This is a genomic window from Streptomyces sp. NPDC057438, from assembly GCF_042802995.1.
Lineage (GTDB): Bacteria > Actinomycetota > Actinomycetes > Streptomycetales > Streptomycetaceae > Streptomyces.
Window position 1 is genome coordinate 63,291 of sequence record NZ_JBHVDD010000028.1, and the last position, 25,038, is coordinate 88,328.

Below are 25,038 nucleotides of genomic sequence, written 5' to 3' on the forward strand. Positions count from 1 at the left end.
TTCTGAGCCGGGTCGCCGACATACTAAGGTAAGGGTTACCTAATTCACAGCGTCTCCTGGTGAGGGTTGCCCCGAGGGCGGGACGGCAATCCACCGAGGCCCTACAGTTCGACCCGCACTCGCCCTACAGTTAAGGCAAGCCTCATCAAAGAAAGTTGAAGACGTGGGGACCTCTTCGGTCCGGGCGGCGAAAGGCCCCCGCGCGGCACTGCTGCTGACGCTCTCGGGCGCGGCCCTGCTCACCCTGTGCGCCCTGTCGATGGCGTTCGGCGCGCTCGGCGTCCCCCTCGACCAGGTGGGGCACACCCTGCTCGGCGACGCCCCGAGCGCCCGTGTCGACACCGTCATCTGGTCCGTACGCCTGCCGCGCACCGCGCTCGGACTCGCCACCGGCGCCGCCCTCGGTCTCTCCGGCGCGCTGATGCAGGCGCTGACCCGCAATCCGCTCGCCGACCCCGGCATCCTCGGCGTCAGCGCGGGCGCCGCCTTCGCGGTGGTCCTCTCGGTCGGTGTGCTCGGCATCTCGTCGGTGTACGGCTACATCTGGTTCGCCTTCGGCGGCGCGTTCGCCGCCAGCGTCCTGGTGTACCTCCTGGGCGGACTCGGCCGGTCCGGCTCCACCCCGGTGAAGCTCGCCCTGGCCGGGGTCGCCGTGACCTCCCTGCTGTTCTCGCTGACCAGCGCCATCGCGCTCACCGACCCGGACGCCCTGAACCGGTACCGGTTCTGGAGCGCCGGCTCGCTCGCCGACCAGGACGAGGGGGTCCTGCTGCGCGTCCTGCCGTTCCTGGCCGTCGGCGCGCTCCTCGCCCTCGCCTGCGCCCCGGCCCTCAACAGCCTCGCGCTCGGCGACGACGTGGCGAAGTCGCTCGGTCTCAAGCTCGGGCTGATCCGAGTCCAGGGTGTCGTCGCCGTCACCCTCCTCACCGGCGGAGCGGTCGCCGTCATCGGACCCGTCGTCTTCGTCGGCCTGGTCGTCCCGCACATCGCCCGCGTCCTCGCCCAACTGGCCGGTATCGGCCCGGACCACCGCTGGCTGCTGCCCCTGTCGGCCGTCCTCGCCCCCTGCCTCCTGCTGGCCGCCGACATCGCCGGCCGCCTGATCGCCCGCCCGACCGAGATCCAGGCGGGCATCCTCGTCGCCTTCCTCGGCGGCCCCTTCTTCATCGCCCTGGTACGCCGCCGACGCCTCGCGGAGCTGTGAGATGACGCCTCGACGGGGGAGGTGTCGGCCTCCGGCGGACACCCGGTCCGTGACCGCCGGGTCTCGGGAATCCCGCCGACCCGCGACGGCCGCCCGCGCGCGTCGCCGACCCGTGACCGCCGACCTCTCGCTCAGGGCCCTGCCGACGGATCTCCGCGGCGTCGCGACGCCCGGCACGCCCTCTCGCCGCACCGGGCCAAAGCCCACGTACGTCCAGTACGAGGTCTTCCTCCCGGCACGCCGAGAGCACGCACCGAACGCCGCTCCTTCTCCCACGGAGACCCGTCAGAAGGGCCCTAGCCGACTCCCCGCCTGCGAAACCGTGGTGACGATGCCCCATGAAGACCGGAGCCGTGGAGTGGTGAGCCGATGACGACCGACCTCGTGCCCGTGCCGCCCGCCAAGGGCGGCGCGGAGGCGGCTGCCCGGCGGCGAACGGCCGACCGTCTCGCCTTCCGGCTTCCGATGCCGCCCGTCTCCGGTGTCGTACGGCCCCGGCTGCTGGCCGTCTCCCTGCTGCTCGCCGCCGCCGCGTTCCTCGCGTTCGCCGTGGAGACCTCCGTCGGCGACATCGACCTGCCGCTCACCGAAGTACTGAAGGCCCTCGTGGGCACGGGCGACCCCGGCACCGAGCTGATCGTCCACGAGCTGCGGCTGCCGCGTGCCCTGGCCGGACTGCTCGTCGGCATCGCGTTCGGCATCTCGGGGGCCCTGCTCCAGACCGTGACGCTCAACCCGCTGGCCAGCCCCGACATGATCGGCATCACCCAGGGCGCGGGCGCGGTGGTCGTCGCCGGGATCGTCCTCGGCTGGGACGGCGGCCTCGGCACCCAGGCCCTGGGCCTGCTGGGCGCGTTGGCCGCCGGGCTGCTGGTGTACGTCCTGGCCTGGAAACGCGGCACCACCGGCTACCGCATCGTCCTCGTCGGTATCGGCGTCTCCTGGGTCTGCACCAGCATCACCGACTACCTCCTGGCCCGCGGCCAGCGTTTCCAGGCGCAGGCCGCCCTCGGCTGGCTCGTCGGCAACCTCAACGGCCGGACCTGGGACCAGATCGGCCCGCTCGCCCTCACCATGGCCGTGCTCGTGCCCCCGGCCGTACTGCTCGGCCGGCAGATCCGCGTGCTCCAGCTCGGGGACGACGTCGCCAGGGGCCTCGGCACCCGGGTCCACATCGTCCGGGTGGCCGTCCTGCTCATCTCGGTCGGACTCGTCGCCTTCGGTACCGCGACCGCCGGCCCGATCGCCTTCGTGGCCCTCGCCGCGCCCCAGATCGCCCAGCGCCTGGCCGGCACCCCGTTCCCGCCACCCCTCGCGGCGGGCCTCACCGGTGCCGTGATGGTGCTCGTGTCCGACCTCGCCGCCCGGAAGATCGTCCCGGGCACGGAACTCCCGGTCGGGATCGTCACCGGGGTGCTCGGCGCCCCCGTCCTGCTGTGGCTGCTCATCCGCGCCAACCGCGCCGGTTCAGGAGGCTGAAGACGTGTCATCGAAGTACGAACCGGCCGCGGAGCGCGAGGCCCGCGCGGACGCGTCCGCCGGCGACCGTGCCGACGGGCCCGAACTGCGCGCCGAGGGTCTGCGCCTGGCCTACGACGACCGGATCGTCGTCGACGGCCTCGACCTGGTCATCCCCACCGGCCGCGTCACGGCCATCGTCGGCGCCAACGCCTGCGGCAAGTCCACCCTGTTGCGCGCGCTGGCGCGGCTGCTCACACCCAAGGCCGGTGCCGTCCACCTCGACGGCCGCGCGGTGCACACCATGGCGACCCGGACCCTCGCACAGAAGCTCGGCATCCTCCCGCAGACGCCCGTGGCCCCCGAGGGGCTGACGGTCGTCGACCTGGTGGGGCGGGGGCGTTCACCGCACCAGACCTGGTGGCGGCAGTGGTCGCGCAGCGACGAGGAGGCCGTGCACGAGGCGCTGCGGGCGACCGCGATGACCGACCTGGCGCACCGGCCCGTCGACGAACTCTCCGGCGGACAGCGCCAACGGGCCTGGATCGCCATGGCCGTCGCCCAGGGCACCCCCGTGATGCTGCTGGACGAGCCGACGACGTACCTCGACCTCGCCCACCAGATCGACGTCCTCGACCTGGTCACCGACCTCAACCGGAACCAGGGCCGCACCGTCGTCATGGTCCTGCACGACCTCAACCAGGCCTGCCGGTACGCCGACCACATCATCGCCATGAAGGGCGGGCGCATCGCGGGCGAGGGCGCCCCCGCCGACGTCATCACCGCCGCGACGGTCGAGGACGTCTTCGGGCTGCGCTGCGTCGTCGGCGAGGACCCCGTCAGCCGTACCCCCCTGGTCATCCCGATGGGCCGTCACCACGAGGGCACCGGCGCGGATGCGGCGAAGGCCGCGGTGCCCGTGTCGGGCGCCGCCGGCTGACCCGCGGCCGCCGACGCCCCCTGCCTCACCGACGGCCCGTCACGGGCGGGCCGTCAGATAACCACCCATCGTGCGGAAGTAGTCCGTCGCCGCGTACTCCGTGCCGTCCTCCGTCCGCACCCGCTCGACCACCAGTCCCGGCAGCCGCCCGGAGCGGGCGTCGGCACCCGCCACGATCACGACCCCGTCGCCCTCCCGGATGAAGATCCGACCCGGCGTGCCGCCGTAGCGACCCTCGGAGACGGAGGCGGCGACGATCCGGATCCGCTCGCCCCGGTGGTGGGTGAAGGCGTTGGGGTACGGGTCGGACTGCGCCCGGACGAAGCGCTCCAGGTCCTCGGCGGGCCAGGTCCAGTCGATCCGGCTGTCCTCCAGGGACCGCTTGTGGAAGAAACTCGACCGGGAGCGGTCCTGCGGCGTCCACACGGCCCTGCCGGAGTCGATGAGTTCGAGTGAGTCCGTGACCAACGGCCCGATCAGGTCGACCGTGCGGTGGAACAGGTCCGTCGCCGTGTCCTTCGGCCCGACCGCCACCGAACGCTGCAACAGCACGTCGCCCATGTCGAGTTCGCCGTCCATGCGGTGGGCGGTGACGCCGACCTCCTGCTCGCCGTTGATGAGCGCCCAGATGAGCGGGGAGAACCCCGCGTACGTCGGGAGCAGCGAGTCATGGATGTTGAGCGTGCCGTGCGCCGGCAGGTCGAAGATCTCGGGCGGCAGCCAGGTCCGCCAGTTGTTGGCCACGATGAGGTCCGGATCGGCCTCCTTGAGTGCGCGCAGCAGCTCCTCGTCGCCCGGCCGGTTGCGCAACAGCACCGGTACACCGTGCTGTTCGGCGAGATCGGCGACCGAGTCGTTCCAGATCTTCTCGTACGCGTGATCGCTCTGGGGATGGGTGACGACGAGTACCACATCGTGTCCGGAATCCAGCAGCGCACGCAGCGTCCGGTGTCCCCACGTCTGGTATCCGAACATGGCGATCCGCATATGAGCCCTCCTCAACCGTTGCTAGGTAAGGCTTACCTTATCTAACATGTCTCTGCTGGGGGAGGCGGTGTTCCTGCTGGGGCGACTGTGTGGACCCCTTTTCTCGATGAAAGGCGATGACGCGGTGACGATGCTGCACACCGGGCCGGATTCCATCTACGACGTACTGGGGATCGGATTCGGCCCGTCGAATCTGGCACTCGCCATCGCGCTGCACGAACACTCCGCCGGGGCCGCCCCCGAGGACGGGCTGCGGGTCGGCTTCCTGGAGAGACAACCCCGGTTCGGCTGGCACCGCGGCATGCTCATCGACGATGCCACCATGCAAGTGTCCTTTCTGAAGGACCTGGTGACGATGCGTGATCCCACCAGCGACTTCAGCTTCCTGTGCTACCTGCGCGACCAGGGCCGGCTCGTCGACTTCCTCAACCTGAAGACCCTCTTCCCGCTGCGCATCGAGTTCCACGACTACTTCGAGTGGGCCGCCGCCCGCGTCTCCCACCTCGTCGAGTACTCCGCCGAGGTCGTCTCCGTGCGCCCCGTCACCCGGGACGGCGAGATCCGCTACTTCGACGTCACCAGCCGCACCCCCGGCGACCCGGAGCGGTTCACCGTCCGCCGTGCCCGCAGCATCTGTGTGGCCGCGGGCCTGGAACCGCACCTCCCGCCGGACGCGGTCCTGTCCGACCGCGTCTGGCACACCAGCGACTTGCTGCCCCGCGTCGCGCAGGCCCAGCGTTCGGGCCGCCCGATACGCCGCGCCGTCGTCCTGGGCGCCGGACAGAGTGCGGCGGAGGCCGTGGACTACCTCCACCGCAGCTTCCCCGAGGCCGAGATCTGCTCCGTCTTCGCCAAGTACGGCTACACGCCCGCCGACGACAGCCCCTTCGCCAACAAGATCTTCGACCCCGAGGCCGTCGACCTGTACTACGGCTCGCCCCGTGAGGTGAAGCAGTCCCTCTTCGACTACCACCGCAGCACCAACTACTCCGTCGTGGACATGGATCTGATCGAGTCGCTGTCGCGGACCATGTACCAGGAGAAGGTCCAGGGCCGGGAACGGCTGCGGATGATGAACGTCTCCCGCCTGCGCGAGGTGGAGGCGGGCACGGACGACGTCCGGGTCACCGTGGAGTTCCTGCCGACGGGGGAGCGCGAGACCCTCTCCGCGGACCTCCTCGTCCACGCCACCGGCTACCGGCCGCGCGGGGTCGGCGACAACCTCGGCGAGATCGGCAAGCTCTGCCTGCGCGACGAGGAGGACGCCCTCCAGGTCGGCCGTGACCACCGCGTGGCCACCGCCCCCGACGTCAGCGCGGACATCTACCTCCAGGGCGGCACCGAGCACACCCACGGCCTCACCTCGACACTGCTCTCCACCACCGCCGTCCGCGCCGGGGAGATCTGCGCCTCCCTCCTCTCCCGCCGCGCGGAGAGACTGACGACGACGGAGGCGTGAGCGGCGGCCCCGAAGGCGTGAGCGTGAGCGGTGCCCCCAGGGCGTGCACGTGAGCGCTTGAGACCGGGGCGCCGCAGGCCGCGCGGCGCCCCTCCACGCGGGCGTCGCCCGGCGCCCGCTCCCGGACGCCCGCGCCCCGCCTACCGGCGGCCGGCGCCCTCGCCGACCGCGCCCCGGCGCCGCACACCCCTGGCCAGCGCCCCGCCCAGGAACCCGGTCACGAGTCCCCACAGCACGGCGAGCCCGAGCGCGGTCCACAGGTGGGGCCGCAGGAACAGTTCCCCGCCCAGGCCGCCGCCGAGGTCACCGATACCGAGGACCGACAGCCCGTAGTGCGCGGAGATCCGGGCCACGAGACAGACCATCAGGACCGTCAGCGCGAGAGCGGCCGCCATGTGCACGGCGTGCTGCCACAGCCGTATCCGGGCGGGGGAGCGGGCAGCCATCACGAACGCGGCCACGAGCAGCAGCACGGCGTTCACGGCGGGCAACCACCACACCCGGCCGTCGTACTCGGCGAGCGAGCCCAGGTTCAGGGTGGACACGTCGGGCCCGCGCACGACCTCGTCCAGGATCTTCGGCATCGGCAGCCCGAAGGGGCCCTCCACCTGGCTGTCCCAGGTGGCGCCCAGGCCGATCGTGAAGGCGAGCCACACCACGTTCGGCAGGCCCAGCAGGATCAGCGCCGCGGTCTCCGCGGCGTGCCCACGGGTGATCGCGACCACGGCCGCGATCACCAGTCCGATGGCGAGGCACGCCAGCAGCAGGCCGACCATCGCGTACGCGGCCGGGCGCACCGACTCCTGGGACCGCAGCAGCCGCGCGGGCAGCGGCGCCCCGCGCGCGACCAGCAGCGCCAGGACGAGAACCCCGGCGAGCCACACCAGTCCGAAGAACAGGGTCGGCGCCATGGCCGCCTCGAACCCCACGTCGGCGGAGGTGCCGAGGAGGTCGCCCACGTCGCCGAGCGGGATGTCGAAGCTCTGCCGGGCGGAGAGCGCCAGGCCGGTCAGCGCCGCCAGCCACAGGACGGCGATCCGGGCGGCCCAGCCGGCGAGTTCGGCCGCGCCCGTCACCGCCCGATGACGCAACGGCCGCAGGAACCCGGCCGCGATCACCAGCGCGCCCACGACGGTCACCGACAGCGGCATCACGGTCAGGCCCGCCCGGGTCTCGGCGAGGGAGCCGGCGCCCCCGGACAGCTCGATCGTGCCGCCGACCGCCGTCACGACGGTGGCCGCGACGACCCGGGGGAACGCGCCGTCCGGGAGGTCCGCCGCGCCCGCCGCCCACAGGCCGAGGGACGCCACCACGATCATCGCGATCAGCCCGGCCAGCACGGTCGCGAGGGCGTGGAGCCAGCCGTGGCGGGCGACCGCCCGCTCGGGTGCGGTGGGCTGCCGGGGCGACAGGGTCCGAGGGCTCACTCTTGCCACGCTAAGCACGGCGGTGACACTCCGCGCGCCGGAGCACCCGGCCTCGTTCGGCTTGCGGGCGCCGCGGGACCAGAGGACACAATGGCCCTGTTACGGAGAAAAGAGTCACAAAGCGGTTAAACATGTGCATCGACCGACGTCGATCAATCGACTGACATCGGTCCCAGTGCTTCGCCGCGAAATCCCTACGCCGGGAGAAGACCCGTGAGTTCCGAACAGCCGTCCTCCGGCCGTCCCACAGGACCGCCCTCCGGTCCTCTGTCCGGGCCGCAGCAGCCCGGTCCCACCGCCCCGCCCAGCCCCACGCGGCCGAGCGCCCCGGTGCCACCGGACGACGCCTCGGGCCCCGGTGGCACCGGCGGTCCGGGCGGCACCGGCGGCTCCGGGGGTGGCCCGGGCGGCTCGGGAGGAACCGGCGGCCCCGGAAGCCCCGGTCATCCGTGGTGGCGGTCCGCTCCCCGTGTCGCCCTCATGGTCACCGCGGCTCTCGTCGCGGTGGTCCTGATCGTCGTCTTCACCCGCTCCGACGACTCCGGCGGCTCCGCCGGCGGCGAGGTCTTTCTCCAGGCCGCAGGCAAGGCGGGCCCCGACCCGTTCACCGAGTCGACGGCCACGGACAGCTCCACCGTGCCCGAGACCCCCACGGCCACACCGAGCAGCTCGGAACCCGCCAACGTGACCCGTGCCGTGGACGGCTCGTCCCCCGGCCTCTACGGCGGCACGCGCAACGTCTCCAGCTGTGACGTGGAGAAGCAGATCAAGGTGCTGGGGGCGAACCCCGCCAAGAACGACGCGTTCGCCTCCGTCGCCGGTGTCGACTCCTCCGGGGTACCCGCCTATCTGCGCTCACTGACCCCCGTACAGCTGCGCATGGACACCCGGGTGACCAACCACGGCTACCGCGACGGGGCCGCCACCAGCTACCAGGCCGTCCTCCAGTCCGGCACGGCCGTCCTCATCGACGACCGGGGCGTCCCCCGGGTGCGCTGCGCGTGCGGCAACCCGCTGAAGCCGCCGGTCGCGCTGAAGACCACACCGGAGCCGAAGGGCGACTCCTGGCCGTCGTACCGGCCGCAGAACGTCGTGGTCGTCGAGCGCTCCACCGTGGTCGTCGATGTGTTCGTCCTCTACGACCCCGAGCACGACGACTGGTTCACCCGCCCCGCCGGTGACACGGGCGGGAAGGACAAGAAGACCACCCCGCCCGTCAACCAGCCCTCCCCGTCGGCGTCGACGTCGTTCTCCGAGGAACCGCCCTCGAAATCCCCCGAGCCGTGCCCCTCGTCCCCGAGCGACGCGACGAAGAACCCCGAGAAGAGGGACTCCGACGGCAGCGCCAGCCCCTGCCCCTCCTCGTCCTCCGCGACCCCGTCCACCTCGCCCCCGTCGGTGCCGGAGACACCGACCACCGGGCCCACGACACCGCCGCAGAGCCCCGAGACGGCCGACGCGCCGCCGGACGACACCACGACCACCGGGTCGGCATCCCTCGACGGTGTCCCGGATCCGGCCGACCCGGATTCCTGACCGGCTCGCGCGGCCGTTTCGGGGCCCCGTCGCCTCACTCGTCGATCGCGGACCCGAACAGGGCGTTCACATGGGGCGCCCCGAGGGAGGCGGCGTTGTACGTCCACGACCCGGCCGCCGTGACACCGCCCGAGCCCGCCGAGAGCACCCAGACATGACCGTCGCCGGTGTTCTCGCCCGGCGCGGCGGCCAGCAGCCCGAAGCGTCCGTCGCCGTTCGGGTCGGTCAGCCGGACCTGGGCGCCCCACTTGTCGCCCTTCTCCGCGGCGCCCGGCACGTCCGCGGAGTTCTGGTCCCAGGACCGGGCGCCGGCCGAGGTCAGCCCGGCGGCGGAGCCGCGCAGCACCCACACGGCGCCCGCGTCCTTCACCGTGCCGATGTCCTCGCCCGCGGCGCCGATCGCCACGTCCGCGAACCCGTCCCCGTCGGTGTCCGCGACCGACAGGTCCGAGCCCCAGCCGTCACCGGCCTCGGCGACACCGGGCACGCCCGGGGAGTCCTGCACCCACCAGTCCGGGTCCGCCGCCGGGCCGTCCGGACCCCCGAGGCGCACGCCGACGAGCCCGCCCGTCTGCGTCTCACCCGGCTGGTCGTCCGGGGAGTTCGGATCACCGGTCACCAGGTCGTCGTAACCGTCGTTGTTGATGTCCCCGGACGCCGCGACCGGACCGCCACGCAGATCGCGCTCGTACTTCAGTCCGTCCGCGTTGCCCGACAGATACGCGGACCACCCGTACCCGGGCTCGTCGCCCAGACTCAGCCCCGACACGACGAGGTCGGCGAAGCCGTTCTTGTCGTAGTCTCCGGTGGTCATGGACACGGGCCGGATGTCACGGGCCTCGGCCTTCGCGTCGAACCGCTGGGCGGACTCCCGGCGCATCGGGCCGCGCGCCGCCTCGTCGTACGCGAACAGCTCCACTCCGTACGGGTCGAGGACGGCGAGGATGTCGCCGTCCGTCTCGGCGGTGAAGCGGCCGGCGGCCAGACCGGTGCCGAACTGCTCGCCCGCGGCGGGCTCCTCGGTCTCCAGCCAGTCGCTCGCGGCACCCTGGAGCCCGGCCTTCGAACCCCACAGGATGGCCACGCCGCCCGCGTCCTTGAGCGTGCCGATGTCCTCGCCGGGGATGCCCACCACGGCGTCGTCGTACCCGTCGCCGTCCAGGTCGCCCGTGGCGACCGCCCGGCCGAACCCGTCTCCCGTCTCGGCCGCGCCCGCGACCCCCGACGTCGACTGGCTGAAGCGGGTGGCATTGCTCGTGCCGATGCCCTTGGACGAGCCGTACTGCACGGTCACCAGGCCGGCGCCCTGCTTGCCGCTCACGGTGGCTCCGGGCGCGCCGACCAGGATGTCCTCGTAACCGTCGCCGTTGAAGTCGCTGTTGCGGTCACCGGCCCGTGTGCTGCCGGGCGCGCCGGCGTAGGCGGACGGCGCGGTGGCGATGGCCGCGCCCGAGACAAGAAGAAATGTGGCAGCGGCGAGCGCTGCCGAACGGTTCTTGCGCATGTTCGGCTCCTGGAAGTAAGAACGGCCGGGCAGCGCGGGGGTGTCCGGAAAGGGCCCGTTCCTTGTCCGGCGCCGTGTTCGACACCTCGTGGTGAGCAAGGGTTGTACGGGAATCCACGGCCGGTTCAGGAGGCTTAGCCTCCGGACCTGCCCCCGGGCCCCGCCGCCGGAGCACGCCGACGCGGCGTGACCGGCGGAAATGGGGTGGCGCGGCGGCACCATGACCGTCGATGCTCCTGCGTATGAGTGACCTTGGTGTGACCCGGCCCGACGAACAGCCCCTGCCCGAGCGGAAACCCGGCTGGGGGGACCGGTTCGTCGGCCCCGAAGGAGATCCGCGCGGCGACGGAGGCTTCGAGGGAGAGCGGGCCACGCTGGTCGGGTATCTGCGCAACCAGCGGCTGACCCTGGAGCTGAAGTGCGCGGATCTGGACGCCGAGGCCCTGGCCCGCCGTTCGGTGCCACCGTCGAACATGTCGCTGCTCGGCCTCGTACGCCACCTCGCGGGCGTCGAACAGTACTGGTTCCGCCAGGTGCTGGCGGGGGAGCCCCCGTCGCCGCGCCACTATCGCGCCGGGGACGACCCGGACGGGGACTTCAACGACGCCGTGGCGGACCCGGACGCCGTCGCCGATGCCTGGCGGACCTGGCGCGGCGAGGTCGACTTCGCCGAACGCCTCGTGGCGGCGGCCCCCGACCTCGCGGCCACCGGACGCCACGACGGCGAGCCCATCGCCCTGCGCGAGGTCCTGGTCCATCTGATCGAGGAGTACGCCCGGCACAACGGCCACGCCGACCTCCTGCGCGAACGCATCGACGGCCGCATCGGCGAGTGACGCCCCGGAGCCGCCACCCGGCGATTTCCCTGAGGGCGGAACGCCGCCCCCTTCCCCTCCCGCCTCGAGTTCCTAGGCTGGAGAAGTGAGCCGACACGCCTCGAACGAAGCCCGAGTCATCCCGCTGCGCCCGGCGCCGACGGGCCCGGCGGCCGCCCGCCCGGTCCGTCCGGTCGGCCCGGCCGCTCCCCCTGCCAGGGAACCCCTCTGGCGCGACCTGGTCGGCGACGTGCTGCGCCGCGAACGGCTGGCACAGGAACGCACCCTGAAGGACGTCGCCGACGAGGCCCGCATCTCGATGCCGTACCTCTCCGAGGTGGAACGAGGCCGCAAGGAGGCCTCCTCGGAGGTCCTCGCGGCCGCCGCCCAGGCCCTCGGCCTGGGCCTCGGTGACCTGCTGTCGCTGGCGCAGACGGAGCTGACCCGCCACGCCACCCGCAGGACCCCCCGGGCCCCCTACGACGGCCTGTGCCTCGTGGCCTGACTGCCGTACCCCGCGCCCCTCGCCGGGGCGCGGGCCCTCAGACCCCCACCAGCCGCCGGTTCAGCACCTCGTCCGCCAGCCCGTAGGCCACCGCCTCCTGAGCCGTGAACACCTTGTCCCGGTCCATGTCGGCCCGCAGATCGGCCACCTCGCGCCCCGTGTGCCGCGCGAGCACACCCTCGACCTGGGCCCGGATCCGCACCATCTCCTTGGCCTGCAGGGCGAGATCGGAGACCGTGCCCTGACGGCCCCCGCTCGCCGGCTGCCCCAGCAGCACCCGCGCGTGCTCCAGCACGAAGCGCCGCCCGGCGTCCCCGCCCGCCAGCAGCACCGCCGCCGTCGAGGCCGCCTGCCCGACGCAGAACGTCGATACCGGCGCACGTACGTAGGACATCGTGTCGTAGATCGCCATCAGCGAAGTGAACGATCCCCCGGGCGAGTTGATGTAGATCGCGATCTCGCTCTCCGGCGCCGAGGACTCCAGATGGAGCAGCTGCGCGATGACGACGTTGGCCACCCCGTCGTCGATCTCGGTGCCGAGGAAGATGATCCGCTCGGACAGGAGCCGGCTGAACACGTCGTAGGACCGCTCGCCCTGCGCCGTCCGCTCGACCACGTTCGGAATCGTGTACGTCCCCATCACTGCAGCCCCATCCGTCGGCGCGAGGTGGCCGGCCGTACGTCGTCGAGCGCCTCGACGACCCGGTCGACCATCCCGTACTCCCTGGCCTGTTCGGCCGTGAACCAGCGGTCGCGGTCGCCGTCCCGGGAGATCGTCTCCACGCTCTGGCCGGTGTGCTCGGCGGTGATCCGCTCGATGGCGCGCTTGGTGAACTCCAGGTTCTCCGCCTGGATCTCGATGTCGGCGGTGGTGCCGCCGATGCCCGCCGACGGCTGGTGCATCATGATCCGCGCGTTGGGCAGTGCGTAGCGCTTGCCGCGGGCGCCCACGCTCAGCAGGAACTGGCCCATGCTCGCCGCGAAGCCCATCGCCAGCGTCGACACGTCGTTCGGGATCAGCCGCATCGTGTCGTAGACGGCGAGGCCCGCGGTGACCGAACCGCCGGGGCTGTTGATGCAGAGGCTGATGTCGGTGCGCGGATCCTCCGCCGACAGCAGCAGCAACTGGGCGCAGACCCGGTTGGCGGAGACCTCGTCGACCTGGGTGCCCAGGAAGACGATCCGCTGCGCGAGGAGCTGCGCGGCGAGATGGTCGTCGAAGCGGGACGCCGGGGTGTCGCCCTCCTCGGCGCGCGGGGCGAACGCGGGGGCCCGGCCGGTGGTCGATGGAGTCACTTTTCCTCCCTCGGATGGACGCGACCGTGGTGGCCGCTGACTCCACCCTCCCCACGAACCCCCCTCACCTGGACTTTCTCTGCCCACGGCAGATTAGCCGACAGCAGAGGCCGGTCGCCCGCCGTGCTCCTCCCCAGCGGATGCCCGCGCCACCGATGAGTTTCGGCAGCGGGACCGGTCGATACAGAGACGACACACCCCGCCCCGAGGAGGCACTCATGTCCAGCGACGGATTCACCATCTGCCTGTGGTTCGACGGCCAGGCGGAGGAGGCGGCCGCCCACTACGTCTCGATCTTCAAGAACTCCCGGCTCGGCCGGGTCACCCACTACGGCGAGGGCGCGCACCAGCCCGCCGGCACGGTGCTCACCGTGGACTTCGAGGCCAACGGCCAGCGGTTCGTCGCCCTCAACGGCGGCCCGCAGTTCACGTTCACCGAGGCCGTCTCCTTCCAGATCCTCTGCGCCGACCAGGACGAGATCGACTACTACTGGAACAGCCTCACCGAGGGGGGCGAGCCCGGCCCCTGCGGCTGGCTCAAGGACAGGTTCGGCGTGTCCTGGCAGGTCGTGCCCACCGCTCTCATCGAGATGATCAGCGACCCGGACGCGCAGAAGGCGGCCCGCGCCACGGCGGCGATGATGGCGATGGGCAAGCTCGACCTCGCCGCGCTGCAGAAGGCGTACGCGGGCGAGTAGCGGTCCGCACATCCTCCTTCCGGTGGGCGGCCCTCCCGGCCGGGCCTCCCACCAGCCGGGCACCGCGATTTCGGTCATTCTTTACCTGGGCCGGGTAGCGGTCGCAAAGGACTCCGGTGAGGCTTTCCCGTGCAACGCCTGTGACCCGGAGGAACCTTGAACGTCTCGCTGTCCACCTGGCTGCTCACGATCGTGGCCCTGGGGCTGTTGGTCGCCGTCGACTTCTTCATCGGCCGGAAACCGCACGAGGTGTCGGTGAAGGAGGCCGGGATCTGGTCGGCCGTGTGGATCGCCCTGGCGGTCGCGTTCGGCCTGGGCGTGCTGGCCTTCGGCGGCGGCGGGCCCGCGGGGGAGTTCTTCGCGGGGTTCGTCACCGAGAAGTCCCTCAGCGTCGACAACCTCTTCGTCTTCGTGCTGATCATGGCGAAGTTCGCGGTGCCCCCGCAGTACCAGCAGCGGGTGCTGATGGTCGGTGTCCTGATGGCCCTGGTGCTGCGTGCGGTCTTCATCGCCGCCGGCGCGGCGATCATCTCCAGTTTCTCCTGGGTGTTCTACCTCTTCGGCGCGTTCCTGATCTACACGGCCTGGAAGCTGGTGCAGGACGCCCGCAAGAGCGGCCACGAGGAGGAGTACGAGGAGAACAAGCTCCTCAAGGCCGTGGAGAAACGCTTCGGGGTGGCCGACCGCTACCACGGCACCCGGCTGTGGGTGGAGGAGAACGGCGGGCGCGTGATGACGCCGATGCTGGTGGTGATGCTCGCCATCGGCTCCACCGACGTCCTGTTCGCCCTCGACTCCATCCCCGCGATCTACGGCCTCACCCAGGACCCGTACATCGTCTTCACCGCCAACGCCTTCGCCCTGATGGGCCTGCGTCAGCTGTACTTCCTGATCGGCGGCCTGCTGAAGAAGCTCGTCCACCTCTCCTACGGCCTGTCGATCATCCTCGGCTTCATCGGCGTCAAACTCGTCCTGCACGCCCTGCACGAGTCCGGCGTCCACGTCCCCGAGATCACCATCCCCTTCTCCCTCGGCTTCATCGTCCTCGTCCTCGCCGTCACCACCGCCACCAGCCTCTGGGCCTCCAGGCGACAGCGGGAGCGGGACCGGCGGGGACAGAACACGGCCGCGGGGGACGACGAGCACACCTCGCAGCCCGTCTAGGCCGGATCCACGGCTCTAGGACGCGTCGTCGGCGATGGCCCGCGTGATCGCGCGGGCCATGCGCGTGATGCCGGGGGACACGACCGGGCAGGGCCTCGGCCTGGACGTCGTCGGGGCCAGGCAGAAGTGGAGATAGTCCTTGTCGTGGTGGAGGGCGGTACGGGCCCGGTCCGGCTGGGTGCAGTAGCCGTCGTGCGCGCGTTCGTACGGGGTGCACGGCAGGTACTGGGTCCAGGTGTAGCGGTCCGAGGCCGGGCTCACGGCCCGGCCGGCGTCCGCGGTGAGGTCGCCGGAGTCCTCGGCCTGCCTCTCGTACAGGGCGTTCACACGGCGGACCCGGTCCGGGGTCATCGGGTCCGGGCCCTGGAGCACCCAGACGATCGTGGGCCGGTGCTCGCCGCCCGCGTTCGCGATCTGTTCGGTGAGCCCGTCGGCGGCGGCCTCGTACCGCCGGAAGTACTCCGCGCGGGCCTTGCCGTAGGTGACGCCGTCCATGCAGGGCGTGTAGTCCCACGCGTTGCCCCAGAACTGCAGGACCACGTAGTCCGGACGCAGCCGGCGCACCAGTGCGGCCGCCTTGTCCCGGGGCGGGACGAGCGACCGGTCGGCCGTGCCCTCCAGGTAGTCGCACAGCGTGGTGCCCCCGTACGGCACGCTCGTGTAGCGGGCGCCGAGACCGTCCTTCAGCAGAGTGCCGAGGACGCGCTGGTTCTCCACGGCCAGCGAGTCCCCGAGGTAGAGCACCTTCGGCGCCGGCTTCGCGGCCTCGCTGTCCCGGGGCGCGGTGGTGGCCCGCGAACGGGTGGTCGGTGACGGGTCGGGCGCCGTGGCCGAGGGCGGGGGCCCGTCCGGCGCGGACTCCGGATCCCCGCACGCGCCCAGGGACAGCGCGGCGAGCACCGCTCCCGCCACTCCCACGATCCACGCCCTGCGCATACGGCGACTCCGGCCCCGGCCATCGAAAACGGTTCCCCAGGCAAGCACAGCCCGCCGCGCGGCGGAAGACATGTGTCGGCCACGCGGAAGGCCCCGGCCGGTGCGCCGGCCCGTGCGGCCCGGGGGGCGATCCCGTACCCGGACGGCCCGCCGAGGCCCGTGGTACGACTCGCGGCTCGCTCACTCCGTCGGCTCGACACCCAGTCACCCAGCCGCCCGTGGGGTCCTGCGAGGTCGGACAGCCCGCTACCGTGCGGCCCGGGCGCAGCGCACCCGGGTGAGCGGCGGAGCCGAGGCGGTCGTGCCCTCGCGGGCACACGGGGGCGCCCGGTCCGGCCGGGCGCCCCCGTCAGCGCTCAGGTCACGGGGTCATGCCGCCGCTGCACGCGGCACCCGGCTCCGGCGTCTGCTCGCCCTGGATGTACTTGTTCAGGAACTTCCGCACCCGCGGGTCGGACGCCTTGTCCACCTTCAGCTGGTGCTCCCAGGCGCTCAGCACGATGGGGGAGGACTGGTCCTCGTAGGGGCTCATGAACGAGTACGTCGTCTTCTTCACCAGGCCGGTCAGCGACTTGACGTCGGCCTCGGCCGCCTTGTCGTTGTACGTGATCCAGACGGCGCCGTGCTCCAGCGCGTGCACCGCGTTCTCGTTCGGCACGGCCTTGGTGTACACCTGCTTGTCGCAGTTGACCCACACCTGGTTGTGGTCGCCGCCCACCGGGGGGCTCATCTTGTACTCGACGGGCTCGGTGACGTGGTTCTGGGTGAGCTTGGACCAGCTCTTGACCCCGTCGACCGGCGCGGCCTTCGCCGCCGCCTCCGCGGCCTCCTTGTCCTGCGCGGAGTCGATGAGGTACCAGCCGCCGCCGACGAGCCCGGCGAGGATGGCGGTGGTGACGCCGATCATGAGCACCCGCGTCCGTCGCTCACGCGCCTGCTCGGCCTTGCGTATCTCCTCCACACGGGCGCGCCGCGCCGCCTCCCTCGCCTTGGGGCTGTTGTTCCTGCCCTTCGGGCCGCCGTTGTTGGCCTTCGCCTTGGATGAAGCCATGGGGTGTCCTTCTCCCCGCCGTGCCGCGTACGGCCGGGCGGTGCTGCTGGTCGTCTCGGATCTGTCGCGGGGGCCGGTGCCCGCGCTGGGCCCCGCGGAGGGATCTCCGCGGGGCCCACGGGGCTCCCGGCGCATGGCCTAGACGCGGAGCAACTGCAGTTCGTGGAGATCGGGAGGGCGGGACCGCCCCGGCTCCCGCGAACCGGCGGGCGCCACCGGGGCCCCGGCCGTCACCGGCTGCCAGGAGGTGGCGGTGTGGTCGGCGCCGGGCGACGGCACCTGGACGAGCACCGCGGTGGGGTCGGGGGAGTGGCAGTCGCGTCCGCCGGGACGGTGCTCGCAGGGATCGCGGTCCACCTGACCCGCTCGCGCGGCGACGGGAACCTCCGCCCGAGGCCCCGCAGAGACCGTGTGCGGGCGCTGCGCCGGAGTGTCACCGGGAGGCGAGCCCGCGCAGAACAACAGGAACGTGGTCACGGCCGACACGACCACGAGCAGCACGCGCGCCGACCGGCCCCGGACGCACGGCAGCGCCGTAGGTCTGAACGGCCGGCCGGGCATGGAGCCACCTCACGAGTCGAGGCGAACGAGAGTGCGAGCGCCGCTGAAATTATCAGACGCCGCACAGTCGTGGTCCCGCCCCGCGCATCCCGTGCCGGTTTCACGCGATCCGTCCCCTTCGGCGCGCGTGCGGCACCGGTCCTGGCTAGCGTGAGAGCCGGGGAAACCACCTGCCGAACCGAGGAGAGTGGCGCGATGGCCGCACAAGCCGAGGGAACGCCCTGCTGGGTCGACGCGATGTTCAGCGACGTCGAGGGGGCGAAGGCCTTCTACGGTGACGTACTGGGCTGGACGTTCGGCGAGTCGTCGTCCGAGTACGGCAACTACACCCAGGCGTACGCGGACGGCAAGGCGGTGGCCGCGGTCGTCCCGCCGATGCCCGGCCAGGAGGGCCAGTCCGCCTGGTGCCTGTACTTCGCCTCGTCCGACGTGCACGCCACCGCGGCCAGGATCCGTGAGAACGGCGGCGAGGTGCTGATGGAGCCGATGCAGGTCGGTGAGTTCGGCTCCATGCTGCTGGCCCGCTCCCCGGACGGCGTCGTCTTCGGCGGCTGGCAGGCGGGCGTCCACGAGGGCTTCGAAGCCATGGGCGTACCCGGCGCGTATGTGTGGGCCGAGATCTTCACCCGTGAACCCGAGAAGTCGGACGCGTTCTTCCCGGCCGTCTTCTCCTTCCGCTCCAAGCGGATGGACGACCCCGGTAACCCCCACATGGACTTCCGGGTCTTCGACCTGGGACAGAAGCCGCTGCTCGGCCGGATGAACATGACCGCGGAGGACTTCCCGCCCGAGGTGCCCTCGTACATCAACGTGTACTTCACCGTCCCCGACTGCGACGACGCGGTCGCCCGGGCCACCGCGCGGGGCGGCGTCCTGCGCTTCGGCCCGATGGACACCCCCTTCGGCCGCTTCGCCGCGCTCAGCGACCCGCAGGGCGCGTCCTTCTCGGTCATCGACGTCGGCACCACGCAGGGCGAGATGCCGACGCTCACGGACGTCGACTGAGGCGCTGCCGGACGCGCGGGGGCGTGGGACCCGTGGACGGTCCCACGCCCTCGCGCATGGCATGATCGAGTGCATGCCGGAACGTGTCGTGGCCGCCTGTGACGGAGCCTCCAAGGGAAACCCCGGACCAGCGGGCTGGGCCTGGGTGGTCGCCGAGGACGACGAGACCCCCTCGCGCTGGGAGGCGGGCCCGCTGGGCAGGGCCACCAACAACATCGCCGAACTCACCGCGCTGGAGAGGCTGTTGGCGGCCACCGACCCGGCGGTTCCGATCGAGATCCGGATGGACTCCCAGTACGCGATGAAGGCGGTCACCACCTGGCTGCCGGGCTGGAAGCGCAACGGCTGGCGCACGGCCGCCGGCAAGCCGGTCGCCAACCAGGAACTCGTGGTCCGTATCGACGAGCTGCTCACCGGCCGTACCGTGGACTTCCGTTACGTGCCCGCGCACCAGGTCGACGGCGACCCCCTGAACGACTTCGCCGACCGTGCGGCGAGCCAGGCGGCCGTCGTCCAGGAGCCGGCCGGTACCGAGCTGGGCTCCCCGGAGCCGCCGGCCGCGCCCGACACCGTCCCGTCCCGCTGGAGCGCGGCGAAGAAGTCCGGGAAATCGGGCAGGCCCGGCACCCGGGGCAGCTCGTCGTCCTCGTCCTCGGGCTCGTCCCGCACGATCAAGGCGAAGTTCCCCGGCCGCTGTCTGTGCGGCCGTTCGTACGCCGCGGGTGAACCCATCGCCAAGAACGACCAGGGCTGGGGCCACCCGGAGTGCCGTACGGCGGCGTCGGCCGGAGCCGAGTAGCCGCCGCACGGCACGACGCGTGGGGTGCGGCGTCACACGACGGCGCCGCGCCACTCCCCGCTCTCCCGGCCGCGCTTCTCGATGAAGGTCTTGAAGCGCTCCAGGTCGCCCTTGGTCTGCCGCTTCACGACCCCGAGCTTGTCGGCCACCTTCTCGGCGGTGCCCGTGGGCTCGAAGACCATCTGCAGCATGACCTTCGTGCGTTCCTCGGAGAGGTGGTGGAAGGTGACGACGCCGGCCTGACGGGCCTCGCCGCCGACGGTCGTCCATGCCACTCGCTCGTCCGGAATCTGCTCGGTGATCTCCGCGTCGAACTCCCGCCGCACGCCGTCCACCTTGGTCACCCAGTGCGTGAGTGTGTCCGAACGCTGCTCGATCCGCTCGACCCCGCTCATGAACTCGGGAAACGTCTCGAACTGCGTCCACTGGTTGTAGGCGGTCCGGACGGGGACGTGGACCTCGACGGACTCCTCGATCTGGGTCATCGGTCGCCTCCTCACATCGGTTGCGTGTCGGTCGCGACCGGGTCGCCCCGGGCGCGTCCGGAGCGGGTACCCAAGTCCCCCGGGGATCAACGTGGTCAGGCGGCGTCGAAGGTGTAGTGCGCGGTGTGGTCCAGCAGTGCTGCCGGACTCGTGTCGTTCCACGGCTTCATCGGCTCGTTCAGATCGACCACGTTCGGCGTCCCGGCCGCCGGTACGTAGGCCGAGCCGGGGTGCAGACGCTGCCAGTCGGCCCACAGCTTGTCCACGAAGGCGTGGTGCAGCCAGAAGACCGGGTCGTTGGGGGAGACGCCGGTGCCCATCTGTCCCCCCACCCAGACGTGCACCCGGTTGTGCAGGTTGACGCCCCGCCAGCCCTCCACGTGGTTGCGGAAGCCGTCCGAGGCGCTGTTCCAGGGCGCCATGTCGTACGTGGACATCGCCAGCACCGAGTCCACCTCGGCCCGGGTCGGCAACTGGCGCACCGCGCCGCCGAGGGAGCGGCGCAGATACGTACGGCCGTCGACGCGTACGTTGACGGGCCAGTTGCCGGTGGACGCCGCGAACGGTCCGTCCATCACCCGTCCGTCGCGACTGCGTCCGGTGCCACCGAGGAAGTCCGGCGCCCACAGGGAGGACCGGGTCGTGCGGTCGGCCGTCCAGTCCCAGTAGGGCAGCGCGACGGCGGGGTCCACGGACTGCAGGGCCCGCTCGAACTCCAGCAGGAATCTGCGGTGCCAGGGGAGGAAGGACGGCGAACGGTGGCCCGTGCGTTCGCCGTTGTCGGTGTCGCCGAGGATGAAGGCGTTGTGGGTCGTCACGAACTCGTCGTAGCGGCCGGAGCGCTTCAGTGCGATCAGGGCGTCGACCAGGCGCCGCTTCTCGTCGGCGCTCAGGGTCGCCTGGTTCTTGCGTATGGTCATGGCTCTGCGGCTCCTTGCGGTGGTTCGGGGTGGCTCGGGTGGTTCCGGTGCTGCGGGTGCGGGTCAGCCGAAGGGGACGAGACGGGCGCCCTGGAGTTCGTCGACCGCGGCGCGGGCGGCGGCGTGCGGGGTCGGCACGGGGGAGTAATGGCTGACGACGCTGATCCAGCTGCCGTCGGCGTTGCGCATGACGTGCAGTTCGGCCCCGTCGACGAACACGGCGTACCCGCCGCCGTGATGGTGAGCGCCGCCGTCGGCCGCGTGCCCCTGTATGCGGCGGCCCCGGTACACCTCGTCGAAGGTCTCGGGGGCCGCGGCGCCCTGGTGACCCTGGTGGGTCTCGTGGTCGTCCGCGGCGGCGGTGAGCGGGGCGCCGACGGTCGCGGCGAGGGCGGCCGCCGCTCCGAGGGCGTGGCGGCGGGTGATGTCGGGCATGCGAGAACCTTCTGGACAAGGGGTGATTGATGACCCGTCATGCCTATCGATCAAGTGGGGAACGGGGGAAATTCCCGGAATCCGGTTGGCTGAGATCAGGACAATCGCGTACATGTCGTGCAAGATTGAACGAAGATGATCTTGCTGTGGCGGATCTTCGCGCAGGGGTGGAGGGAGAGATTCCGCCCGACGCGGGGGGTGTGGCCGATGATCTTGCGGGAGGTGTGCGGATCGGGTGACGGCTGTCACGCGCGCAAAGTGACGCGATTCCGGGGCGCGCCCGCACTGCTACTCTTCGTGGTCAATTGATCGCTTTGCGCAGCGAAATGGGAGTGTGCGTGAAGATCGCGTGCGTCGGCGGCGGACCCGCAGGCCTGTACTTCTCGATCCTGATGAAGCGGCAGGACCCGTCCCACGACATCACCGTCCATGAACGGAACCCGGCCGGATCGACCTACGGCTGGGGTGTGACCTACTGGGCCGAGCTACTGGACAAGCTCCGCGAGAAGGATCCCGAGACGGCTCTCGCCATCAGCGAGAACTCCGTCACCTGGAACCGCGGGGTCGCCCACGTCCGCGACCGCACGACGGTCCAGCCGGGCGACCGGGGCTTCGGCATCGGCCGGCGCCGCCTGCTGGAACTGCTCGCCGAGCGGGCGCGGGACCTGGGCGTCCGCGTCGCGTACGAGGACGGCATCACGGCCGACGACCTCCCGGACGCCGATCTCGTCGTCGCGGGCGACGGGGTCAACAGCACCGTGCGCGAGCGGCACGCCGACCGCTTCGGCAGTGACATCACGCTCGGCCGCAACGCCTACATCTGGCTCGGCACCAGCAAGGTCCACGACGCGTTCACCTTCTCCTTCCAGGAGACCGACCACGGCTGGATCTGGGCGTACGCCTACCCGTTCAGCGACGAGCAGAGCACCTGTGTCATCGAGTGCTCCCCGCGGACGCTGAGCGGCCTGGGTCTGGACCGTCTCGGCGAGGGTGACGGGCTCGCCCTGCTGGAGAAGATCTTCGCCGGCATCCTGGACGGGCACCCGCTCCTCGGCCGGGCCCAGGACGACGGCACCGCCCAGTGGCTCAACTTCCGCACGCTGACCAACCGCGCCTGGCACCACGGCAACGTCGTCCTGCTCGGCGACGCCGCCCACACCACGCACTACTCCATCGGCGCCGGCACCACCCTCGCCCTGGAGGACGCGATCTGCCTGGCCGAGTCCCTCGGCGCACACCCGGACACGGAGGCGGCGCTCACCGCGTACGAGGGGCGGCGCAAGTCGGAGCTGCTGCGGCTGCAGAGCGCGGCCCGCCACAGCGCGCAGTGGTACGAGAACATCCAGCGGTACATCGACCTGCCCCCGGAACAGATGTTCGCGCTCCTCGGCCAGCGGCACTCCCCGCTGCTGCCGTACGTGCCGCCGCAGCTCTACTACCGCCTCGACCGTGCGGCGGGCCGCCTGGAGGCCCTGCGCCGCCTCAAGCGCTGGCTGGGCCCCAGGCTGGCCCGGTCCTCACAGGCGCGGGCCCTCGCCGACGCCGACCGGATGTAGCTCAGGCACTCGGGCCAGGGCCCGTCTGACGGGTCTCCATGGGAGAAGGAGCGGCGTTCGGTGCGTGCTCTCGGCGTGCCGGGCGTCGCGACGCCGCGGAGATCCGGCAGAAGGGCCCTAGCGCACGCCCCGCGGCCGGAACTGGATGCTGATGCGCGGCCCCACCGCCCGTGTCGACTTCGGGACCGCGTGGTCCCAGGTGCGCTGGCAGGAGCCGCCCATCACGATCAGGTCGCCGTGCCCCTGCGGAAACCGCAGGGTCTCCCCGCCGCCGTGCGGACGCAGGGCCAGGTCGCGGGGGTCGCCCACGGACAGGATGGCCACCATCGTGTCCTCCCGGGCGCCCCTCCCGATCCGGTCGCCGTGCCAGGCCACGCTGTCGCGGCCGTCGCGGTAGAAGCACAGCCCCGCCGTGGCGAACGGTTCGCCCAGCTCGGAGCCGTAGTGCGTGGACAGCGCCTCCCGGGCCTCGTCCAGGACGGGGTCGGGGAGGGCGTCCTCGGCGCCGTAGTACGCAAGCAGTCGCGGTACGTCCACGACCTGCTCGTACATCTGCCGCCGCTCCGCCTTCCAGGGCACCTCCTCGGCGAGTCGGGTGAAGAGGGCGTCGGCACCGGTGAGCCAGCCGGGCAGCAGGTCGATCCAGGCGCCGGCGCCCAGCTCGCGCCGGCGTAGCCCGTCGAGGGGGCCGAGGCGGAGGTCGTCGGACTGGTCGAAGAGGGAGCCCTGGAGGTGCATGGCCATATGGCCAGCGTACTCCCAGATTCGACAGCTTGTTCGAGCGAGATGTCGGATCCGCCCAGGTCGGTCGCGGGGCTCCCTCGTCCACCACCGCCCGGTCAGTGCTGCTGGGCCTTCTGCGGTGTCACCTCGCTCGGCCGCACGACCACGAAGCCCTCGCCCTCCAGCTTCAGCTGCACGGCCTCCCCGGAGCCGCCCCGGATCATCGAGCCGAAGGACTGGGAGCGGTGCAGCGAGGTGTTCAGATGTGCCGTCCAGCCCACCACCGCGTCGGTGTCGACGAACACGGGCAGCTGCGGTGAGACGGGGATGACCAGCGGATTGCCGTCACACACCAGACCCAGTCTGCCCTGCCCGGTGAACACGCTGTTGAACAGACCGCCGCCGGTCATGCCGGCCCCCTTCACGGTCTTGATCTCGTAGGACAGTGAGGCGTCGAAACAGAGCACGTTGCGGCCGTTGACGGTGAACACGTCGCCCGGCTCGACATCGACGATGAAGCAGTTCTGCGCCTCGTGCGCGAACCAGGCCTCGCCCTGACCGCGCACCGCCATCAGCGGCAGCCCCTCCCCGGTGACCGCGCGCTTGAGCATGCCGCCCATGCCCTGGCCCTTGCGTTCGAACTGCAGGTTCCCCCGGAAGGCGATCATCGCGCCCTGCCGGGCGAGCATCTCGCCGTTGACCGCGTACTTGATGGACTTGGCGTTCTGCAGGGTCATGCCGGGCGCGTGGGCCAGCTGCACCATGTTCTCGTGGGAGAAAAGATCACTCTTCATACGGGCATGCTGTCCCGGAGCGCCCGATTCCGCCAAGCGACGCGCGGTGCACGCCAATTGAGGCGACTGACAAGGCCGTGGCCGGGGTGGTAGAAGCGGACGCATGACCAACAAGACCGTCGGCGTCGACCTCCCGGACCGCCGGGGCCGCACCGGGCTCGACCGCACCGGCCGGGACCTGACCGGCAACCCGCGCGTGAAGGTCCGGGACGTGCGACTGCTGTCCAGCCACTGGTACGTGGAGCGCACGACGACCTTCGACTTCCAGCACGCGGACGGCACCTGGAGCACCCAGGAGCGCGAGACGCACGACCGGGGCAACGGCGCCACCGTCCTCCTCTACGACGCCGGGCGCGAAACTGTCCTGCTCACCCGCCAGTTCCGCTACCCGGTGTACGTCAACGGGCACCCCGACGGAATGCTGATCGAGACACCCGGCGGCCTGCTCGACGAGGAGGACGAGCACCCCGAGATCGCCGTACGGCGTGAGGTGATCGAGGAGACCGGCCACACCATCGGCGAGATCCAGCACGTCTTCGACATCTACATGAGCCCCGGCTCGGTCACCGAACGCGTGAGCTTCTACGCCGCCTCGTACGGCCCCTCGACCCGTACGCACGAGGGTGGGGGCCTCGACGAGGAGGGCGAGGACATCGAACTCGTCGAACTGCCCTTCCGTAGGGCCCTGGAGATGATCCGCAGCGGGGAGATCGCCGACGCCAAGACCATCATGCTGCTCCAGTGGGCGGCGCTGGAAGGGCCGTTCGCCCCCGGATGAGC

General features: G+C 71.5%; 26 protein-coding genes. 13 read left to right on the forward strand and 13 right to left on the reverse strand.

The features are described from left to right. Window positions 1–163: 163 nt before the first annotated feature. The 3 genes from ACFU5F_RS17895 to ACFU5F_RS17905 all read left to right on the forward strand — a co-directional run bounded on the left by ACFU5F_RS17895 (window position 164) and on the right by ACFU5F_RS17905 (window position 3,602). On the forward strand, window positions 164–1,204 hold the full coding sequence (locus ACFU5F_RS17895; RefSeq protein WP_383887889.1) for a FecCD family ABC transporter permease: 1,041 nt from the start codon (window positions 164–166) through the stop codon (window positions 1,202–1,204). A 369-nt stretch (window positions 1,205–1,573) separates the two neighbouring features. Next, on the forward strand, window positions 1,574–2,683 hold the full coding sequence (locus tag ACFU5F_RS17900; protein ID WP_383887890.1) for a FecCD family ABC transporter permease: 1,110 nt from the start codon (window positions 1,574–1,576) through the stop codon (window positions 2,681–2,683). 4 nt (window positions 2,684–2,687) lie between these two features. Continuing rightward, window positions 2,688–3,602 carry an ABC transporter ATP-binding protein gene (locus ACFU5F_RS17905; protein ID WP_383887892.1) on the forward strand — a complete coding sequence of 305 codons (915 nt, stop codon included), beginning with the start codon at window positions 2,688–2,690 and terminating at the stop codon, window positions 3,600–3,602. Between the two features lie 39 nt (window positions 3,603–3,641). Here the strand turns inward: ACFU5F_RS17905 and ACFU5F_RS17910 are convergent, their stop codons facing one another. Continuing rightward, a complete protein-coding gene (locus ACFU5F_RS17910; RefSeq protein WP_383887893.1) occupies window positions 3,642–4,589 on the reverse strand; it encodes a methionyl-tRNA formyltransferase in 948 nt (315 codons plus the stop codon). A 106-nt stretch (window positions 4,590–4,695) separates the two neighbouring features. Here ACFU5F_RS17910 and ACFU5F_RS17915 point away from each other — a divergent pair, with 106 nt between their 5' ends. After that, window positions 4,696–6,048 carry a lysine N(6)-hydroxylase/L-ornithine N(5)-oxygenase family protein gene (locus ACFU5F_RS17915; RefSeq protein WP_383887945.1) on the forward strand — a complete coding sequence of 451 codons (1,353 nt, stop codon included), beginning with the start codon at window positions 4,696–4,698 and terminating at the stop codon, window positions 6,046–6,048. Between the two features lie 140 nt (window positions 6,049–6,188). Here ACFU5F_RS17915 and ACFU5F_RS17920 read toward each other — a convergent pair whose 3' ends face one another. Then, a complete protein-coding gene (locus ACFU5F_RS17920) occupies window positions 6,189–7,475 on the reverse strand; it encodes a streptophobe family protein (RefSeq protein WP_383887895.1) in 1,287 nt (428 codons plus the stop codon). Between the two features lie 213 nt (window positions 7,476–7,688). Here ACFU5F_RS17920 and ACFU5F_RS17925 point away from each other — a divergent pair, with 213 nt between their 5' ends. Beyond that, window positions 7,689–9,011, forward strand: a complete 1,323-nt coding sequence (locus tag ACFU5F_RS17925) for a DUF6777 domain-containing protein (protein WP_383887897.1) — start codon at window positions 7,689–7,691, stop codon at window positions 9,009–9,011. A gap of 34 nt (window positions 9,012–9,045) precedes the next feature. On the opposite strand, the gene ACFU5F_RS17930 is transcribed toward ACFU5F_RS17925, so the two are convergent. Then, window positions 9,046–10,515, reverse strand: a complete 1,470-nt coding sequence (locus ACFU5F_RS17930) for an esterase (protein ID WP_383887899.1) — start codon at window positions 10,513–10,515, stop codon at window positions 9,046–9,048. 242 nt (window positions 10,516–10,757) lie between these two features. On the opposite strand from ACFU5F_RS17930, the gene ACFU5F_RS17935 reads away from it, so the two are divergent. Together ACFU5F_RS17935 and ACFU5F_RS17940 are read left to right on the forward strand one after the other, a co-directional pair. Further along, a complete protein-coding gene (locus ACFU5F_RS17935; RefSeq protein WP_383887901.1) occupies window positions 10,758–11,351 on the forward strand; it encodes a DinB family protein in 594 nt (197 codons plus the stop codon). An 85-nt stretch (window positions 11,352–11,436) separates the two neighbouring features. After that, the gene (locus ACFU5F_RS17940; protein ID WP_383887902.1) at window positions 11,437–11,835 is read left to right on the forward strand and encodes a helix-turn-helix domain-containing protein; all 399 of its coding nucleotides are present in this window, start codon (window positions 11,437–11,439) and stop codon (window positions 11,833–11,835) included. A 37-nt stretch (window positions 11,836–11,872) separates the two neighbouring features. Here the strand turns inward: ACFU5F_RS17940 and ACFU5F_RS17945 are convergent, their stop codons facing one another. Both ACFU5F_RS17945 and ACFU5F_RS17950 read right to left on the reverse strand, forming a co-directional pair. Continuing rightward, a complete protein-coding gene (locus ACFU5F_RS17945) occupies window positions 11,873–12,475 on the reverse strand; it encodes a ClpP family protease (RefSeq protein WP_383887904.1) in 603 nt (200 codons plus the stop codon). Then, window positions 12,475–13,131, reverse strand: a complete 657-nt coding sequence (locus ACFU5F_RS17950; protein WP_383887906.1) for an ATP-dependent Clp protease proteolytic subunit — start codon at window positions 13,129–13,131, stop codon at window positions 12,475–12,477. The genes ACFU5F_RS17945 and ACFU5F_RS17950 overlap by 1 nt, the downstream gene beginning before the upstream one ends. Before the next feature lie 218 nt (window positions 13,132–13,349). Between ACFU5F_RS17950 and ACFU5F_RS17955 the strand changes: the two genes are divergently transcribed. Next, window positions 13,350–13,829: a VOC family protein gene (locus tag ACFU5F_RS17955; RefSeq protein ID WP_383887908.1), complete on the forward strand. Its 480-nt coding sequence runs from the start codon at window positions 13,350–13,352 to the stop codon at window positions 13,827–13,829. A 156-nt stretch (window positions 13,830–13,985) separates the two neighbouring features. Next, a complete protein-coding gene (locus tag ACFU5F_RS17960; protein ID WP_383887909.1) occupies window positions 13,986–14,993 on the forward strand; it encodes a TerC family protein in 1,008 nt (335 codons plus the stop codon). Window positions 14,994–15,008: 15 nt separating this feature from the next. Here the strand turns inward: ACFU5F_RS17960 and ACFU5F_RS17965 are convergent, their stop codons facing one another. From ACFU5F_RS17965 to ACFU5F_RS17975, 3 genes are all read right to left on the reverse strand, one after another. Next, entirely contained in the window at window positions 15,009–15,929 is a 921-nt protein-coding gene (locus ACFU5F_RS17965; RefSeq protein ID WP_383887911.1) for an SGNH/GDSL hydrolase family protein, read from the reverse strand. Between the two features lie 361 nt (window positions 15,930–16,290). After that, on the reverse strand, window positions 16,291–16,980 hold the full coding sequence (locus ACFU5F_RS17970) for a DUF3105 domain-containing protein (RefSeq protein ID WP_383887912.1): 690 nt from the start codon (window positions 16,978–16,980) through the stop codon (window positions 16,291–16,293). A 138-nt stretch (window positions 16,981–17,118) separates the two neighbouring features. Beyond that, window positions 17,119–17,541 carry a DUF6153 family protein gene (locus ACFU5F_RS17975; RefSeq protein WP_383887914.1) on the reverse strand — a complete coding sequence of 141 codons (423 nt, stop codon included), beginning with the start codon at window positions 17,539–17,541 and terminating at the stop codon, window positions 17,119–17,121. Window positions 17,542–17,736: 195 nt separating this feature from the next. Between ACFU5F_RS17975 and ACFU5F_RS17980 the strand changes: the two genes are divergently transcribed. After that, complete coding sequence (locus tag ACFU5F_RS17980) at window positions 17,737–18,546, forward strand: VOC family protein (RefSeq protein WP_383887916.1); 810 nt, start codon at window positions 17,737–17,739, stop codon at window positions 18,544–18,546. Between the two features lie 61 nt (window positions 18,547–18,607). Continuing rightward, window positions 18,608–19,345 (forward strand): ribonuclease H, encoded by a 738-nt coding sequence (locus ACFU5F_RS17985; protein ID WP_383887918.1) that lies wholly within the window; start codon window positions 18,608–18,610, stop codon window positions 19,343–19,345. 32 nt (window positions 19,346–19,377) lie between these two features. On the opposite strand, the gene ACFU5F_RS17990 is transcribed toward ACFU5F_RS17985, so the two are convergent. The 3 genes from ACFU5F_RS17990 to ACFU5F_RS18000 form a co-directional block, all read right to left on the reverse strand. After that, window positions 19,378–19,830: an SRPBCC family protein gene (locus tag ACFU5F_RS17990; protein ID WP_383887919.1), complete on the reverse strand. Its 453-nt coding sequence runs from the start codon at window positions 19,828–19,830 to the stop codon at window positions 19,378–19,380. 95 nt (window positions 19,831–19,925) lie between these two features. Next, window positions 19,926–20,750, reverse strand: coding sequence for a tyrosinase family protein (locus tag ACFU5F_RS17995; protein ID WP_383887921.1), 825 nt, complete (start codon window positions 20,748–20,750; stop codon window positions 19,926–19,928). A gap of 63 nt (window positions 20,751–20,813) precedes the next feature. Further along, window positions 20,814–21,185: a tyrosinase cofactor gene (locus ACFU5F_RS18000; protein ID WP_383887923.1), complete on the reverse strand. Its 372-nt coding sequence runs from the start codon at window positions 21,183–21,185 to the stop codon at window positions 20,814–20,816. A gap of 338 nt (window positions 21,186–21,523) precedes the next feature. Here ACFU5F_RS18000 and ACFU5F_RS18005 point away from each other — a divergent pair, with 338 nt between their 5' ends. Beyond that, entirely contained in the window at window positions 21,524–22,741 is a 1,218-nt protein-coding gene (locus ACFU5F_RS18005) for an FAD-dependent monooxygenase (protein ID WP_383887925.1), read from the forward strand. A 117-nt stretch (window positions 22,742–22,858) separates the two neighbouring features. On the opposite strand, the gene ACFU5F_RS18010 is transcribed toward ACFU5F_RS18005, so the two are convergent. Continuing rightward, entirely contained in the window at window positions 22,859–23,485 is a 627-nt protein-coding gene (locus ACFU5F_RS18010; protein WP_383887927.1) for an alpha-ketoglutarate-dependent dioxygenase AlkB, read from the reverse strand. A gap of 95 nt (window positions 23,486–23,580) precedes the next feature. Beyond that, a complete protein-coding gene (locus tag ACFU5F_RS18015; protein WP_383887929.1) occupies window positions 23,581–24,258 on the reverse strand; it encodes an AIM24 family protein in 678 nt (225 codons plus the stop codon). Window positions 24,259–24,361: 103 nt separating this feature from the next. On the opposite strand from ACFU5F_RS18015, the gene ACFU5F_RS18020 reads away from it, so the two are divergent. Next, window positions 24,362–25,036 carry an NUDIX domain-containing protein gene (locus ACFU5F_RS18020; RefSeq protein WP_383887931.1) on the forward strand — a complete coding sequence of 225 codons (675 nt, stop codon included), beginning with the start codon at window positions 24,362–24,364 and terminating at the stop codon, window positions 25,034–25,036. The last annotated feature ends 2 nt before the right edge of the window (window positions 25,037–25,038 follow it).